The 15,654-nt window shown below is 70.7% G+C and carries 14 protein-coding genes; 2 read left to right on the top strand and 12 right to left on the bottom strand.

Annotated elements, in window-relative coordinates; all coding sequences use genetic code 11:
• Nucleotides 1-37: 37 nt before the first annotated feature.
• On the bottom strand, nt 38-1,231 hold the full coding sequence (locus H5T77_RS08980) for a site-2 protease family protein (RefSeq protein ID WP_292647872.1): 1,194 nt from the start codon (nt 1,229-1,231) through the stop codon (nt 38-40).
• 194 nt (nt 1,232-1,425) lie between these two features.
• Here H5T77_RS08980 and H5T77_RS08975 point away from each other — a divergent pair, with 194 nt between their 5' ends.
• Together H5T77_RS08975 and H5T77_RS08970 are read left to right on the top strand one after the other, a co-directional pair.
• Entirely contained in the window at nt 1,426-2,307 is an 882-nt protein-coding gene (locus tag H5T77_RS08975) for a RecB family exonuclease (RefSeq protein WP_292647869.1), read from the top strand.
• 96 nt (nt 2,308-2,403) lie between these two features.
• Nucleotides 2,404-4,677 (top strand): acyltransferase family protein, encoded by a 2,274-nt coding sequence (locus H5T77_RS08970; protein ID WP_292647866.1) that lies wholly within the window; start codon nt 2,404-2,406, stop codon nt 4,675-4,677.
• A gap of 19 nt (nt 4,678-4,696) precedes the next feature.
• Here the strand turns inward: H5T77_RS08970 and ligD are convergent, their stop codons facing one another.
• The 11 genes from ligD to H5T77_RS08915 form a co-directional block, all read right to left on the bottom strand.
• The gene (ligD, locus tag H5T77_RS08965) at nt 4,697-5,662 is read right to left on the bottom strand and encodes a non-homologous end-joining DNA ligase (protein ID WP_292647863.1); all 966 of its coding nucleotides are present in this window, start codon (nt 5,660-5,662) and stop codon (nt 4,697-4,699) included.
• A 198-nt stretch (nt 5,663-5,860) separates the two neighbouring features.
• Nucleotides 5,861-7,324 carry an RsmB/NOP family class I SAM-dependent RNA methyltransferase gene (locus tag H5T77_RS08960; protein WP_292647861.1) on the bottom strand — a complete coding sequence of 488 codons (1,464 nt, stop codon included), beginning with the start codon at nt 7,322-7,324 and terminating at the stop codon, nt 5,861-5,863.
• Nucleotides 7,308-8,228: a methionyl-tRNA formyltransferase gene (gene fmt / locus H5T77_RS08955; RefSeq protein ID WP_292647858.1), complete on the bottom strand. Its 921-nt coding sequence runs from the start codon at nt 8,226-8,228 to the stop codon at nt 7,308-7,310. Before fmt ends, H5T77_RS08960 begins: the two co-directional genes overlap by 17 nt.
• Nucleotides 8,228-8,773 (bottom strand): peptide deformylase, encoded by a 546-nt coding sequence (gene def / locus H5T77_RS08950; RefSeq protein ID WP_292647856.1) that lies wholly within the window; start codon nt 8,771-8,773, stop codon nt 8,228-8,230. Before def ends, fmt begins: the two co-directional genes overlap by 1 nt.
• 67 nt (nt 8,774-8,840) lie before the next feature.
• Nucleotides 8,841-10,910, bottom strand: a complete 2,070-nt coding sequence (locus tag H5T77_RS08945) for a primosomal protein N' (protein ID WP_292647853.1) — start codon at nt 10,908-10,910, stop codon at nt 8,841-8,843.
• 120 nt (nt 10,911-11,030) lie between these two features.
• Entirely contained in the window at nt 11,031-12,230 is a 1,200-nt protein-coding gene (metK, locus tag H5T77_RS08940; protein WP_292647851.1) for a methionine adenosyltransferase, read from the bottom strand.
• A 127-nt stretch (nt 12,231-12,357) separates the two neighbouring features.
• Complete coding sequence (gene coaBC / locus H5T77_RS08935) at nt 12,358-13,569, bottom strand: bifunctional phosphopantothenoylcysteine decarboxylase/phosphopantothenate--cysteine ligase CoaBC (RefSeq protein WP_292647849.1); 1,212 nt, start codon at nt 13,567-13,569, stop codon at nt 12,358-12,360.
• 69 nt (nt 13,570-13,638) lie between these two features.
• Complete coding sequence (gene rpoZ, locus H5T77_RS08930) at nt 13,639-13,965, bottom strand: DNA-directed RNA polymerase subunit omega (RefSeq protein ID WP_292647846.1); 327 nt, start codon at nt 13,963-13,965, stop codon at nt 13,639-13,641.
• 7 nt (nt 13,966-13,972) lie between these two features.
• Nucleotides 13,973-14,608 (bottom strand): guanylate kinase, encoded by a 636-nt coding sequence (gmk, locus tag H5T77_RS08925; RefSeq protein WP_292647843.1) that lies wholly within the window; start codon nt 14,606-14,608, stop codon nt 13,973-13,975.
• Nucleotides 14,605-14,925: an integration host factor, actinobacterial type gene (gene mihF, locus H5T77_RS08920; protein ID WP_292647840.1), complete on the bottom strand. Its 321-nt coding sequence runs from the start codon at nt 14,923-14,925 to the stop codon at nt 14,605-14,607. The genes gmk and mihF overlap by 4 nt, the downstream gene beginning before the upstream one ends.
• Nucleotides 14,926-15,100: 175 nt before the next feature.
• A complete protein-coding gene (locus H5T77_RS08915; RefSeq protein WP_292647837.1) occupies nt 15,101-15,550 on the bottom strand; it encodes a hypothetical protein in 450 nt (149 codons plus the stop codon).
• Nucleotides 15,551-15,654 lie beyond the last annotated feature (104 nt).

Raw genomic sequence — 15,654 nt, 5'->3', positions numbered from 1 at the left:
TATCGGTTTCCCGGGCGAACCCGGCAAACCGCGATCCCTATGCCCCCGCGCGGAAGGCCGCGTCGACGTCGGAGGTGACCAGTACGCCGTAGATCGAGCCGTCCGGCTCGACCAGGAGGTATTCGGGCGCCGGGGCCTTCGAGATCGCCTGGATGAGCTCCTCGCCGTCGAGGTCGGCCGGGAGGGTGAGGCCCTCCTCGAGCCGGCGGGTGACCGTCGAGGTGGCCATCCACGGGCGGCGATCCTCCGGCGTCGCCAGCAGCGCGCCCTCGTGCACGAGACCGATCGGCTCGCCGCCGCTGGTCACGGTGACGATGCTGCCGGCCTCGGCCTCATGGGCGCGGCGTACGGCCTCGGAGAGCGGGAGATCGGCGGGCACGGCCAGGGTGCGGCGGGCGAGGTCGCGGGCGACGAGGAGCGGGAGCCGGAGGCGTACCTTCGCCGACATGATCGCCGCGGAGGCACCGCTCCAGAGGAAGATGCCGATGATCACGGCGAGGACGTAGTCCAGGAGGTCGGGCTGCGCGCCGAGGATCTGGCCCTGGGTGAAGGGCCACAGCAGCACGAGGACGGCGAGTGCCCGGCCGGTCCAGCCGGCGACGATGCTGCCCCGGTTGATGTTGCCGGTCGCGGCCCACACGCCTGACTTGAGCAGCCGGCCGCCGTCGAGGGGCAGGCCAGGGACGAGGTTGAGCACACCGACGAAGAGGTTGGTGATCCACAGCCCCCCTACGATCAGCGCGATCAGGCCGTCGGGGGTGGTGCGCAAGGGGTTGCCGAACGCGACTGCGGAGGCACCGAAGGCGGCCGCGGCGACGGCCAGCGAGACCAGCGGTCCGACGACGGCGATCCAGAACTCGTCGCGCGGCCGCTTTGCCTCTTTCTCCACGGCGGTCGCGCCGCCGAGGAAGTGGAGCATGATGACGCCGACGGGATAGCCCAGGCGCTTGGCGACCACGGCGTGGGCCGCCTCGTGCAGCAGGACCGCGCCGTAGAGGACGATCGCGAACACGAAGCCCGCGACGTACGCCAGCGGGCCCAGGCCCGGCTCCACGGCCTCGATCCGGGGCGCCATCAGCCAGGCGATCAGCGCAGCGATGAGGAACCAGGACGGCGTCACCAGGACGGCGCTGCCGGCGATGGAGCCGACCTTGATCGTGCCCGGGACGCGGGAGGCGGGCGCCGCTTCGACCGGCTTGTCGCCGTCGGGGCGTGGGTCGGGGTCTGCCACGTTCCGAGCGTACTTGAGCGGCGGTTGAGGGGCGGCGTCGACCCAGGGGGCATGTCTCCTCGGCGCGCGCCCAGGTCTCGACCCGCTTCGCGGCTTCGTAAGCTCAGCCGCTGCGCTCGCTCGACCTCCTCCCGTTGCCCGGCGCAAGCGCCGGGCAGGCTCGGATGTCGGTGCCTGCCAATAGTGTCGCTTTCATGAGCACCTCACCAGCCGATGCGCAGTCGACCCCGGTCGACGGCGTCAACGTGCTGGGCTCGCTCTCGCCGAGCCGTGCGAGCGACTTCACCTCGTGCCCGTTGCTCTACCGGTTCCGCACCATCGACCGGCTCCCCGAGCCGCCCTCGGAGGCGGCCGCGCGCGGGACCGTGGTTCACAAGGTGCTCGAGGACCTCTTCGACCTCCCCGCTCCCGACCGCACGCCCCGGCAGGCGAGGTCGATGGTGGAGCAGGCATGGGAGGACGTACGCAGCCTCGACCCGTCGCTCGCGACCCTGTTCACCTCGGAGGCCGACGGCGCGGAGGAGGGCTGGCTGGACTCGTGCCGCCAGGTGCTGCGGCGCTACTTCGACCTGGAGGACCCGCGCCGCCTCGAGCCCGCCGAGCGCGAGCACTACGTGGAGGCGCTGCTCGACTCCAAGCTGCTGCTGCGGGGCTTCATCGACCGCGTCGACGTAGCTGCCGACGGCCGGATCCGCGTGGTGGACTACAAGAGCGGCCGCGTGCCCAGCGAGGCGTACGAGGCGAAGGCGCTGTTCCAGCTGAAGTTCTACGCCCTGGTGATCTGGCGCACCCGCGGGGTCGTGCCGGCCATGCTCCAGCTGATCTACCTGGGCAGCGGCGACATCCTTCGCTACGTGCCCGACGAGGCCGACCTGCTGGCGACCGAGCGCAAGGCCGAGGCGATCTGGCGAGCGATCCGCCTCGCCCAGGAGACCGGCGAGTGGCTGCCGAACCCAGGCAAGCTGTGCGACTGGTGCGCCCACAAGTCACTGTGCCCCTCCTTCGGCGGCACTCCTCCCCCGCTGCCGGCGATCCCGGGCCCCGTCTCCGCGGGCGACGACGTCGACCTGGACTAGGGGCGCCGGCACCCGCGCTAGGCGCGTCTACCAGGATCGACCAGTTGCGCGAGTTATCGTCGCGACGGATGTGACGGATGTGCTTGGCTGAGGGAGGTGCAGCTGCTCGTGGTCTCGGCAAGCCCGCCGACCGGGGACGCGACCCAGTCTCGGCATCGTCCCGACATCCAGGGGCTTCGTGCGATCGCGGTGCTCGCGGTCGTCGCCGTGCACGTCGGCTTCGGCTCGCTGACCGGCGGATTCGTCGGCGTCGACGTCTTCTTCGCGATCTCCGGCTTCCTGATCACCCAGCAGCTGATGCGGCAGGTGCGCACCGAGGGCCGGATCAGCCTGCTCGGCTTCTACGCGCGCCGGGCCCGCCGGATCCTGCCTGCCGCGACCCTGGTGCTGTTGGCGACGGTCGTCTACGCCGCCCTCTTCCTCGGCTTCGTACGCACCCGCGAGATCGCTCTCGACGCGCTGTGGTCGGCGGCGTTCGCCGCCAACTTCCGGTTCGCATCGCTGGAGACCGACTACTTCTCGGCCGCGCTGCCGCCGTCACCGCTGCAGCACTTCTGGTCCCTGGCGGTCGAGGAGCAGTTCTACCTCGTGTGGCCACTGGTGATCCTGGGCTGCCTGTGGGCGATGAAGCGCCGGGCAGGTGCCGACGCGCTCGATCCCCGCGACCAGCGGGCGCGCCGGCGCGTGCTGGTCATCGCTCTGGGCGTCGGCATCGTGGCGTCGCTGCTCGCCTCAGCCGTGCTGACCCGGGTCAGCCCGGAGGCGGCGTACTTCTCCCCGTTCACCCGCGCCTGGGAGCTCGGCCTGGGTGCGATCGCGGCGATCGCGTTCCGCGACAACGGGCCTCAGGACGCCACCGCGCGCTGGCGGGCGCAGGTGCTCTCGGCATTCGGGATGTTCTTCATCGTCTGCGCGTGCCTGCAGTTCAACGACGCCACCCCGTTCCCGGGGACGCCGGCGCTCGTCCCGGTGCTCGGCAGCGTCTTCATCATCGTGGCCGGGACGCTGTGGCACGGCCCGACGGTGGTCGGCCGGCTGCTCTCGGTGCGGCCCCTGCAGGTCATCGGCAACTGGTCCTACTCGCTCTACCTGTGGCACTTCCCGGTGCTCGTCCTCGCCGAGCTGCAGCTCGGCCGCGAGCTGCGCTGGTGGGAGCAGGTGCTGCTCGTCGCGCTGGCGTTCGGTCTGGCGGGACTCTCCTACCGCTTCGTCGAGGAGCCTTTCCGGCGCGGCATCCTGTGGCATCGCCCCGCCTTCGGACGCGCCGCGACGCTCGGTCCGGTGGCGCTCTATCCGCTGAGCATCAGCCTGGTCGCGGTGACCTGCTTCGCAGCCAACACCTACGCCACCGGAACCGCGCGTGACGGCTACGAGCCGGCCATCACCCTGGCCGAGGCCAACGCCTCCGGCTCCGCCGAGCCGTCCGAGAAGCCCGAGCAGCCCGAGCAGTCCGAGCAATCCGAGCAGCCCGACAGCCCCGAATCGAGCGCCGCGCCGCCCGCCGCCAAACCGCAGGAGCCCGACCCGCTCCCCGCTCTGCTGAAGGCCTCAGTCCTCGCGGCCCGCAAGAACCAGCCGATCCCCACCAACCTGAAGCCCGGGCTCACCAACCTCTCCGACGACGTGGAGTCGGTCGGCGAGTGCAACTACTACTCGACCAAGGTGCGCAAGCTGTGCCCGCGCGGAGACGCAGACGCCGAGAAGACGATCGTGGTCATCGGCGACTCCCACGCCCGCCACTGGACGCCCGCGCTCGAGGCGATCGCAGAACGCTCCGGCTATCGGGCCTACATGCTGGCGATGCCCCAGTGCACGGTCTCCCTGGTGACGCCCGACAAGCTCGACAGCACCGACCCGATGACCTCCTGCGACGACTTCCACGACTTCATGCTCTCGACGGTCAAGAAGCTCCGCCCCGACCTGCTCCTGATCTCCTCGCGCCCGATCAGCGCCGCCTACCACGACTCCGCCGGCCGCCACACCGACCGCGCTGACGTACGCCGCGCCGTCTACCGCGGTTACCAGCGCCTGCTGGCCCAGGTGAAGCCGGCCGCGAAGCGCACCGTGTGGCTACGTGACGTGCCGGCGATCGAGTTCGACCCGGCCACCTGCCTGAGCAGCAACAAGACGCTCTCGCCCTGCACCTACAAGCCGCTCGCGAGCCAGCAGGACGGCGCCGACCTGCAGATGCAGGCGGCCAAGTCGGCCCGTGTGGAGACTCTCGACCTCGACGACATGTTCTGCGACAGCGCCGGCATCTGCACCACGGTCGTCGGCGACACGATCACCCACCGCGACGGCCATCACCTCACCGCGACCTACTCCGAGCAGCTCGGTCGCACCCTCGGCGAGCGGCTCAAGATCTGGTGAAGCCCGGCGCGGCGCTCGGTCACCCGGCGTCGGGCTCCGGTGGCGTCTCGGCCCCGTCACGCTCGTCTCGATCGGCCCATTCCAGCAACGGCTCGATCGAGAAGGGATGATCGTCGATGTCGGCGTGAAGATCTCCGATCTCCGCGAACCGCGCCGGCACCGTACGCATCGTGAACTCGCGCGGGTCGACGTCCTTGGTCTCCTCCCAGGTGATCGGGGTGGAGACGCGGCCGTCGGCGACGCCGCGGATCGAGTAGGCGCAAGCGATCGTGTGGTCTCGCGTGTTCTGGTTGAAGTCGACGAACAGCTGCGCGGGGTCGCGGTCCTTGCGCCACCAGGCCGTGGTGACCAGCTTCGGAGCGCGGCGCTCGACCTCGCGGGCGAAGGCGTGCGCGGCTCGGCGTACGTCAGCGAAGCCGTGCTCGGCCGGGATCCGGACGTAGACGTGCATCCCCGAGCCGCCGCTGGTCTTCGGGTAGCCGACCGCACCGAGCTCGTCGAGGAGCTCGCGGACGACGCCGGCGACGGTCTGCACGGTCGAGAACGGGCAGTCGGGGCCGGGATCGAGGTCGATGCGCCACTCGTCGGGCTTCTCGGTGTCCTCGCGGCGGCTGTTCCACGGGTGGAACTCGACGGTCGACATCTGGACGGCCCAGATCACCGCGCCGAGCTCGGTCACGCAGAGCTCGTCGGCGGTGCGGCCCCAGCGCGGGAAGTAGAGGCGGACGGTCTCGACCCAGTCGGGTGCCCCCTGCGGCAGCCGTTTCTGGTGCACCTTCGGCCCTTCCAGGCCCTTGGGGAAACGGTGCAGCATGCACGGGCGCTCCCACAGAGCGTTGACGATGCCCGGGCCGACGGCAAGGTAGTACTGCGCCACGTCGAGCTTGGTCGCACCGGTCTCAGGGAAGTAGACGCGATCGGGGTTGGAGATCCTGACGACACGGTTGTCCACCTCGATCTCCACCGACGGCGATGCCTTGGCCATGCTCGCCAGCGTAGGCGCTGAGATGATGGGTTGAGACGAAACTCGCTCATCCGGATCCTCACGGGGTGTCCAGAGCGGGCGGGGCACCACCGACGCCGAGCTCAGGTCGCTCGCGGGCTCGCTCGAGTGGTTCCGCTGAGACTGTCTCGCCGGGTGCCGGGTGGGTCCGCGCTGGACCCACCCGGCGAGGCCGAACGGTCAGACCGGGGTGCGTCGCAGCAGGGCCATGAACATCGCGTCGGTCCCGTGCCGGTCGGGCCACAGCTGCACGGTCCCCTCGACCGGGCCCGCGCTGTCCGCGATGTCGCCGACCCTGCCTCCGATCGGCTCGAGGCCGACGTCGTCACGGGCGGCGAGAACGCCCTCGACCACGCCCTTCGTCTCGGCGAGGACCGGCGAGCAGGTGGCGTAGAGCACCACGCCGCCTGGCCGGGTCAGGTCGATCGCCCGGTCGAGCAGGGAGCGCTGGAGGTCGACGAGGACGTCGAGGTCGCTCGTGGCCCGACGCCAGCGCGCCTCCGGCCGCCGGCGTAGCGCTCCCAGGCCGGTGCACGGGGCGTCGACGAGGACCCGGTCGAACGTCGCGTCCTTGAACGGCGGCCTGATCCCGTCGCCCGCCACGACTCCTGCGGTCCCGTCCACATGCGTGTCGGCTGATCGGTCGGTCAGGTTGGCGAGGACGAGCCCGGCACGGTGCGGCTGGCGCTCGTTGGCGACCAGCGAGGCGCCCTGCTCGGCGGCCAGCGCTGCCAGCAGCGCCGACTTGCCGCCCGGACCGGCGCACAGGTCCAGCCACGACTCGTCCCGGTGGTCGAGCTTGTCGAGACCAGCCTCGGCCAGAGCGATCGCCACCAGCTGTGAGCCCTCGTCCTGAACCCCCGCGCGTCCGTCGGCGACCGCGGCGATCCCGGCCGGTGACCCGGAGTCGAGCGTGACCCCGTAGGGCGAGTAGGGCGTCGGCACGCCACCGAGCTCCTCGACCGTCGCCCGTCCGGGACGGGCGACCAGCGTCACCGACGGCGGCACGTTGTCGGCCTCGAGCAGCGCGTCGACCTGGTCGCGACCGACGGCCTCGGCGAGCCGTTGGACGACCCAGCGCGGGTGACTGAAGGCCACCGCGGCCCAGCCGTCGTGGTCCTTCTCTCGCGCGGGCGCCACCTCGGCGACCCACTCGTCGAGTGGCTTGCGAGTGACCTTGCGTAGGACGGCGTTGACGAAGCCCGCCGGCCCCTGCCCGACCTTCGAGCGGGCCAGGTCGACGCTGGTCGAGATCGCGGCATGGTCGGGCACCCGCATCGACAGCACCTGGTGCGCCCCCAGCCGCAGCACGTCGAGCACCTTCGCCTCGACCTTGGCCAGCGGCCGGTCGATGCAGGCGGCCAGCACGGCGTCGTAGGTGCCCTGCTGCCGCAGCGTCCCCGCGGCCAGCTCGGTGGCGAAGGCCGCGTCGCGACCCTCCAGACCGAGACGGCCGAGGACGTGGGGCAGCACCAGATTGGCGTACGCCTCGTCGACCCGAACGGCCTTCAGCACCTCGAACGCGGCGAGCCGAGCCGGATCGACGGGCTTGGTGCTGCCCCGCGGGCCGGATCGACGGGGCCCCTGTGGCCCCCTGCCGGCCCCTGAACTCCTACCCGGCTGTGTCCTATTCGAAGGCGACACCGGACTCCAGACGTACGCCGCGGGCCCAGTCCGCCGCCGGCATCTCTTTCTTGCCGAACGCCTTCACGCGGTCGAGGCGGACCGCCGTGGTGCCGGTGCCGACGAGGACCTCGTTCTTGCGGACGAGCAGCTCCCCGGGGGCCACCGTCTCCTCGGTCATCTTGACCGGTCCGACCTTGAACCGCTCGCCGTCGAGCAGCGTCCAAGCCCCAGGCGCCGGGGCGCAGGCCCGGATCTGGCGGTCGATCGCGGCCGCCCCCTGAGTCCAGTCGATCTGGGCGTCCTCCACAGTGATCTTCTCGGCGTAGGAGATCCCCTCGGCGGGTTGCTCGCGCGCCTCCAGCGACCCGTCCTCGATGCCGTCGAGGGTGCGGACCAACAGCTCGGCTCCACCCTCGGTGAGCTTCTCGAAGAGCGAGCCGGAGGTCTCCCCCTGCGCCAGCGCCTGCGTCATGGTGCCGAAGACCGGGCCGGCGTCCATCGCCTTCACGATCCGGAACGTGGTGGCCCCGGAGATCTCCTCACCGGCCCAGACCGCGCGCTGCACCGGTGCGGCGCCGCGGTAGGCGGGCAGGAGCGAGAAGTGCAGGTTGACCCAGCCGTGGGGCGGGATGTCGAGCGCCGACTGCGGCAGCATCGCACCGTAGGCGACCACCGGGCAGCAGTCGGGCTCGAGCGCCTTCAGCGCGGCCTGGAACTCGGGCTCGCGGGGATGCTCCGGCTTGAGCACCGGCACCCCGAGCTCCTCGGCCCGCTGAGCCACCGGCGACGGCACCAGCCGCTTGCTGCGTCCCTGCGCGGCATCGGGCCGGGTGACGACACCGACGAGCTCGTGGCGCGAGTCGGCGATCGCGTCCAGGGAGGGGACGGCGACCTCGGGCGTACCCGCGAAGACGACCCGCATCAGAACCCGAACCCGTTCGTGGCGTGCGGCGAGATCTTCACCTTCGGCTTCTCCAGGCCGAACCATTCCGACTGCCGGATCTCCTTCATCGCCGCCTTGCGCGCGGCCTCGTCGAGCCGGTCGATGAAGAGGATTCCGTCGAGGTGGTCGGTCTCGTGCTGGATGGCCCGGGCGAGCAGCTCGGAGCCTTCGATCGTGACCGGCTCGCCGTGCATGTCGAAGCCCTTCGCCACCACCGACAGGGCGCGGCGGCAGTCGAAGGTGAGGTCGGGCAGCGACAGGCATCCCTCTGACCCGTCCTGCGTCTCCTCCGACAGGCTCAGGTCCGGGTTGACCAGATGGCCGACCTCGCCATCGACGTACCAGGTGAAGACCCGCAGGCTCACCCCGATCTGCGGAGCGGCCAGCCCGGCACCGGGCGCCTCGAGCATGGTGTCGGTCAGGTCGGCGACGAGCTTGCGCAGCTCCTTGTCGAAGTCGACGACCTCGATCGCTGGCTTGCGCAGCACTGGGTCGCCGAAGAGTCGGATGGGCTGGACTGCCACTGTTCTCCTAGGTGGTCGAGCGTGTCGGGACCACAATACGTGGGCTGAGGGCCAGGCCCAGATCCGCTCAGAGCGTCGGCGGATCCACCTGGACCCGGACGGGGTCGAGCTTGCGGGCCGACCGCACCCGCTGCAGCTCACCGAGCGCCTCGGTGAGCCTCACCCCGAGAGTCCGTGGCACCCGCACGACCGCGCGCAGCCGCGGGTCTCCGGTCGAGGTCGGCTCGGCGGGGACCGGGCCCAACACCTCGGCACCCGGCGGCAGCGCCAGCAGGGTGAGCGCGTCGTCGAGCGCGCCGGGCGTGCCGGTGATGGTGGCCAGCCTCGATGCCGGCGGGAGGTGGGCCTCCTGCCGCGCCGACGCCTCCCGCTGGGCGAACCCGGGCTGGTCCCACCGCACCAGCGCCTGCAGCACCGGCAGCGCCGGGTCACCGACGACCAGCACCCGCCCGCCAGGCCGCACCAGCCCGGCGGCGTTGCTCCACCGCCGCAGCGCCTCCTCGTCGGTGCGCAGGTCCGGTCGCCCCAGCAGCAGCCAGGTGTCGAGCAACAGCACCGCGGCGTACCCACCGTCGGCGACGGGCTCGGCGCCGATGGTCGCGACCACGATCGCCGGCGTGTCCGGCACGGTCTGCCTGACCGAGCCGGCCGAGGACGTCACCACTCGAGTGCCGGCGAAGGAGCGGCCCATCTCCTCGGCCGTACGCGCCTCGCCGATGATCGGGGCCCGCAGCCCGAACCCGCCGCAGGCACCACACGCCCAGGCCGTCTCGGTGTGTCCGCACCAACCGCAGGTCGGGGGCGCGGCCGGTCCGCCTAGCTGCAGCGGCCCCTGACAGGCAGGACACCTGGCCGGCGTACGGCATCGGTCGCAGGCCAGCGAGGCGGCATAGCCCCGGCGCGGGGTCTGCAGCAGGACCGGCCCGGTGGCGAGGGCGGCGCGGATCACCTCGTGGGCCTCGCGGGGCACCCGGGAGGCACGGGTGAGCGGGTCCTTCTCGAGGTCGAAGTCGGTGTCACCGGTGATCTCGATGCTCACTCGCTGCCTGGCCAGGGCGCGCGTCGGCCGGATCTCCTGGGCCCAGCCGGTCTCGGTCAGGAACCCGGCCTCCACCGTCCGTGCGAAGCCGCCCACGAGCGCCGCCGCCTGCTCCTGCTCGGACCGCAACAGCAGCACGTCGCGAGCGTGCGGATAGGGCGAACGCTGTTCGGCCAGCAGGTCGTCACCGTCGTCCCAGACGACCACCAGGCCGAGGTCGTGCACCGGCGCGAAGGCAGCCGCTCGAGTGCCGATCGCCACCTTGACCGCACCTCGGGAGACCCGCAGGAACTCCCGGTAGCGCTGGGCCGGGCCGGCGTCGGCGGCCAGCACGGCATGCTGCCCCTCCCCCAGCACCTTCGTCATCGCAGCGTCGAGACGGGCAAGATCCTTCCAGTCCGGCACCACGACCAGCGCGCCGCGACCGGAGTCCAGCGTCGCGGCGGCCGCGTGAGCGATCAGGTCGGCGTGGTCGGTGCCGGCCGCGGCGTGCCAGACCGCGCGCGGGGCGCCGCCGGAGGCGAGATGCCGCAGGAACGCGGCCGCCGGCTCGTGGCCGGCCCATGCCGCCGCCGCGGCATCCGCGTCGAACCGACGTCCGGCGGGGGCGGCCGAGAGCGCCTCCTTCTCCGTCGAGGCATGCCGCGGCGGCAGCGCGAGCCGGAGAACGTCAGCCCGGGCGCCCGCGTAGCGTCGGGCGACCGAGTCGCTCAGCGCGGCCACCTGCGGGGTGAGCACCACTTCCGAGCTGACCACCCGCTTGAGCGGCTGCAGGTTCGCGATCTCGGAGGCCTCAGTCCGCGCCACGACGTAGCCGTCGACGTCCTTGGGCCCGAACCGCACCTTGACCCGCACCCCGGGGCGCGCCTCCTCGGCCATCGAGGCCGGGACGGCGTAGTCGAAAGGCTTGTCCAGATGGGCCATCGGCAGGTCGACCAGGACCTTGGCGACGGGATCGATCTCGGCGACCGAGGCCTCCGCGGCCTTGCGCGCCCGGGTGGCAGCGGCTTTCGCGCGCCCCTCCTTCACCCGGTCGCGAACCAGCCCGGGCAGCTCGAGCTCGGCTGCCCCAGCTGCCTCCTGCGGTCCCCGGGTCACAACCGATATTCCTACCAGCCCGCGCCGACACAACGCCGAGTCGGCTCGTTCTGACCAAGAACCACGCCGAGTCGGCGCGTTAGAACGCGCCGACTCGGCAAATTACGGGGGTGCGGTGTGTCAGGCGCCGGCAGCGGCCTTGAGCGCGTCGGCGCGGTCGGTGCGCTCCCAGGTGAACTCGGGGAGCTCGCGACCGAAGTGACCGTAGGCGGCGGTCTTGGCGTAGATCGGGCGGAGCAGGTCGAGGTCGCGCAGGATCGCGGCCGGGCGGAGGTCGAAGACCTCCAGGACGGCCTTCTGGATGTTGGCCTCGGGCACCGTGTGGGTGCCGAAGGTCTCCACGAAGACACCGACGGGCTGGGCCTTGCCGATGGCGTAGGCGACCTGGACCTCGGCGCGACGGGCCAGGCCCGCGGCGACGATGTTCTTGGCCACCCAGCGCATGGCGTACGCAGCCGACCGGTCGACCTTCGAGGGGTCCTTGCCGGAGAAGGCGCCGCCGCCGTGGCGAGCCATGCCGCCGTAGGTGTCGACGATGATCTTGCGGCCGGTCAGACCGGCGTCACCCATCGGGCCACCGACGACGAAGCGGCCGGTCGGGTTGATGTGGAGCTTGTAGCCGTCGAAGGGGACCGAGGCCTTGAACTGCTCGAGGACGGGCTCGATGACGTACTTGGTGATGTCGGCGTGCAGCTGCTCCTGGGTGGTCTCCTCGGAGTGCTGGGTCGAGAGAACGACGGTGTCCACACGGACGGCGCGGCCCTCCTCGTCGTACTCGATGGTGACCTGGGTCTTGCCGTCAGGACGCAGGTAGGCCAGCGTGCCGTCCTTGCGGACCGCGGTCAGCTTCTCGGCCAGCGTCTGCGCCATCTTGATGGGCAGCGGGAACAGCTCGGGCGTGTCGTCGCAGGCATAGCCGAACATCAGGCCCTGGTCGCCGGCACCCTGCAGGTCCAGCTCGTCGATCGAGCTGTCCAGGCGGTGCTCCTCGGCGGTGTCGACACCCTGGGCGATGTCCTGGCTCTGCGCACCGATGGCGACCTGCACACCGCAGGAGTGACCGTCGAAGCCCTTGAGGGAGGAGTCGTAGCCGATGTCGAGGATCTTCTGACGCACGAGCTGAGCGACCGGCGCGTAGGCGTCGGTGGTCACCTCGCCGGCCACGACGACCAGGCCGGTGGTGAGCAGGGTCTCGACGGCCACCCGGCTCTTGGGGTCGTGCTCGAGCAGGTAGTCGAGCACGGTGTCGCTGATCTGGTCGGCGATCTTGTCCGGGTGCCCCTCGGTCACCGACTCCGACGTGAAGAGACGTCCGGTCACGTGTAGCTCCGTTTCACAGGTTCGTGTGGGTGTTCAGGTAAGAAACGTCAGTCGTTCTGGTCGACAAACATAGACCCCGAACCCCAGGACCGTTGGGCTGGTCCTCATCGTGGCGCGTGGCGTGTCGTCAGTTTGTGGGACGTTCATCCATTCGTAAGACGATCTGGTCCCAGATCACCTCGGCGAGGGCGGACTTGGCCCCTTCGGCCACGTCGACGTGGCCGCCGTCGGCGCCCAGGATGACGGCCTTGTTGACCTCGCTGCCGAAGACGGCGCCACCGCTGACGTCGTTGACGACGAGCAGGTCGCAGCCCTTCCGCTTCAGCTTGGCCGCGGCCAGGTCGAGCACCGAGCCGGTCGCGTCACCGGTCTCGGCAGCGAAGCCCACCACGATCTGTCCCGGCTTGGTGCGGTGGTGGGAGATCTCGGACAGGATGTCCGGGTTCTGCATCAGCTCGATCGTCGGCGCCGACCCGTCGGCCGCCTTCTTGATCTTGGCCTCGCTCACCCCGGTCGGGCGGAAGTCGGCCGGGGCGGCGGCCATGACCACCGCGTCCGCACCGGCAGCCGCGGAGACCACGGCGTCGCGCAGCTCGGCGGTGGTGCCGACACGTACGACCTTCAGGCCGGCCGGGTCGGGCAGGGTCACGTTGGCGGCGATCAGGGTCACCTCGGCCCCGCGGGCGGCCGCGGCGCGGGCGATCGCGTAGCCCTGGAGCCCGGAGGAACGATTGCCGAGGAAGCGGACCGGGTCCAGATACTCCCGGGTGCCGCCGGCGGAGACCACGACGTGACGGCCGACGAGGTCCGCTCGGCCGCCGTGGGTGAGCACGGCGCGGGAGAGCTCGAAGATCTCGGCCGGCTCGGGCAGTCGGCCCTTGCCGGTGTCCTTACCGGTCAGGCGGCCCTCAGCGGGCTCGATCACGATGTTGCCGCGCTCGCGCAGCGTGGCCACGTTTGCCTGGGTGGCCGGGTGCTCCCACATCTCGGTGTGCATCGCCGGGGCGAAGACGACCGGGCAGCGCGCGGTCAGAAGTACGTTGCTCAGCAGGTCGTCCGCGAGGCCGTGGGCCGCGCGGGCGAGCGTGTTGGCGGTCGCGGGCGCGACCACGACGAGGTCGGCCTGCTGCCCGATGCGTACGTGCGGGACCTCGGTGATGTTCTCGAAGACGCCGGTGGCGATCTCCTTGCCCGACAGCGCCGCCCAGGTGGGGGCGCCGACGAACTCGAGGGCGGAGGCCGTGGGGACCACGGTCACGTCATGGCCGGACTCGGTGAACCGGCGCAGCAGCTCGGCCGCCTTGTAGGCGGCGATGCCGCCGGCGACCCCTAAGACCACTTTCGGCCGCCGCTCGTCGAGAGCGGCGGCCGGGGTGGTGCTGTTGGTGGACAGCGGAAGACCTGAGGATCAGGCTTCGGCGGCGGGCGCTTGGGCAGCAGCCGCCTGAGCAGCGGCCTGAGCGGCCAGCTCGGCCGGGTCGATGTCCTCGCAGGTCAGCAGGTCCTCGTTGATCTCGCGCAGCGCGATCGAGAGGGGCTTCTCCTGGACGTGGGTGTCGACGAGGGGGCCGACGTACTCCAGCAGGCCCTCCCCGAGCTGCGAGTAGTAGGCGTTGATCTGGCGAGCCCGCTGGGCGCTGTAGAGAACCAGCTTGTACTTGCTGTCGGTCTTCGTCAGCAGGTCGTCGATCGAGGGGTTGGTCACGCCCTGGGCGTCGATCTGAGGGGCAGCCACGTGAGCCTCACTTGTCGGCTTGGTCGGATTTCTTGCTCGGAAGCCCGAGCGTCATCAAGGTTACCAACTCATCGGCTGCCTGATGAACTTCGTGGTTGACGATGGTGACGTCGAACTCCTTCTCCGCCGCCAGCTCGACCCGCGCGGTCTGCAGGCGCCGCTCGCGTTCTGCCTCGGTCTCGGTGCCACGACCGACCAGGCGACGGACGAGCTCTTCCCAGCTCGGCGGGGCCAGAAACACGAAGATGGCCTCGGGCATTGTCTCGCGCACGAGCCGGGCACCCTGCAGGTCGATCTCGAGCATCGCCGGGCGACCCTCGGCCAGCGCCTTGTCGACGGGGCCGCGAGGGGTGCCGTAGCGCGCCATGTTGTGGACCGTGGCCCACTCCAGGAGCTCGCCGCCGGCGATCATCGCGTCGAACTCCTCGTCGGAGACGAACAGATAGTGCACCCCGTTGACCTCGCCCTCGCGAGGCTTCCGGGTCGTCGCCGAGACGGACAAGAAGACCTCGGGGTGGCCGTCACGTACCGCTGCGGAGACGGTGCCCTTGCCGACCGCGGTCGGGCCGGCCAGGACGACCAGTCGGTTCTCCTGGCTCTCGCCCGCTCCGGCCGTGGTCTTCTCGTCCGTCATCAGACTCATCGCCGAGAGAACTCCTCGACCAACGCGGCCACCTGCTTGGGGCCGAGGCCCTGCACACGGCGGCTCATCGCGATGCCGAGACGCTCCATCATCTGGGTCGCCCGCACCTCACCGAGGCCGGGGTGGGAGGTGAGGAGGTCGATGACCTTCATCTTGCCGACGACCTCGTTCTTCTTCCCCTCCTCGATGACCTCGGCGACGGACATGCCGCCAGTGCGGACCTTGTTCTTGACAGCAGCCCGCTCCTGGCGCGACGCCGCGGCTTTCGCCAGCGCGGCAGCGCGCTGTTCAGGGGTGATGTCCGGAGGCAGAGCCACGAAGACTCCCTTTCACGTTCAAGTGTGTAGTCGACAGGGCAACCGGGTCGCGCGGTACTAGGGATCGAGCCCCCCGGCTGAGCGCTGAAATAAGCGCTCGCGCCAATCTAGCCATTACGTTGCCGCAGCGGCAATCGGGGTCGCCTAACTCGCGTCCATCTGGTTTCCAGCTGGTTCACAGGGTCAGCGAGGTGTGGCAGACATCTCGCGCCTGCTGCTGGACGCGTACGGATGCTTCCTGTGTCTTCGTGCTGCTCACCTGCGTGGCCGCGTCGGCGATCTTCTTCGCCTCGGCCGCGGAGACCCCCTCCGGCGGCTCACCGTTCTCGAAGTCGTCGGCGCTGACGCCGGCCTCCTCCAGGGCGCCGCTGAGCCCGGAGATCGCGGTGTTGAGCGTCTTCCAGTCCTTCCTGATGTCCTCGGGCGCGTTGCGCTCGAGGTCCTCGAAGACCGGAAGGGCCGCGATCAGGCCACTGGTGTCGCCCTCCCCCAGCGTCTTCGTCAGCTCCGCCTGGTGCCCCTTCAAGGACTCGCAGTAGTCGTCGATCGGGTCGCCGCACGCGGTCAGGGTCGTGGCGAGGATCGGGACGACGAGGAACTGGGCGGCCATCCGGAGACTGGTCATCTGATCAGTCTGCCAGCCGCCGGAGGCGGGCTGTGCGATAGGGCCGACGGCGACCCACATGTGCGATAGCGCGCTGAACTGTCGCTGGCGCGGCTTGGATATGA

The organism is Nocardioides sp. (assembly GCF_014360585.1).
Lineage (GTDB): Bacteria > Actinomycetota > Actinomycetes > Propionibacteriales > Nocardioidaceae > Nocardioides.
This window is presented reverse-complemented; position numbering and strand designations above follow the sequence as displayed.

Excerpts from the sequence above, each read along its gene's own strand:
- H5T77_RS08975 (WP_292647869.1), top strand. The coding sequence starts at position 1,426 with ATGAGCACCTCACCAGCCGATGCGCAGTCGACCCCGGTCGACGGCGTC.
- H5T77_RS08915 (WP_292647837.1), bottom strand. The coding sequence starts at position 15,550 with ATGACCAGTCTCCGGATGGCCGCCCAGTTCCTCGTCGTCCCGATCCTC.
- fmt (WP_292647858.1), bottom strand. The coding sequence starts at position 8,228 with ATGCGGGTCGTCTTCGCGGGTACGCCCGAGGTCGCCGTCCCCTCCCTG.
- gmk (WP_292647843.1), bottom strand. The coding sequence starts at position 14,608 with ATGAGTCTGATGACGGACGAGAAGACCACGGCCGGAGCGGGCGAGAGC.
- ligD (WP_292647863.1), bottom strand. The coding sequence starts at position 5,662 with ATGGCCAAGGCATCGCCGTCGGTGGAGATCGAGGTGGACAACCGTGTC.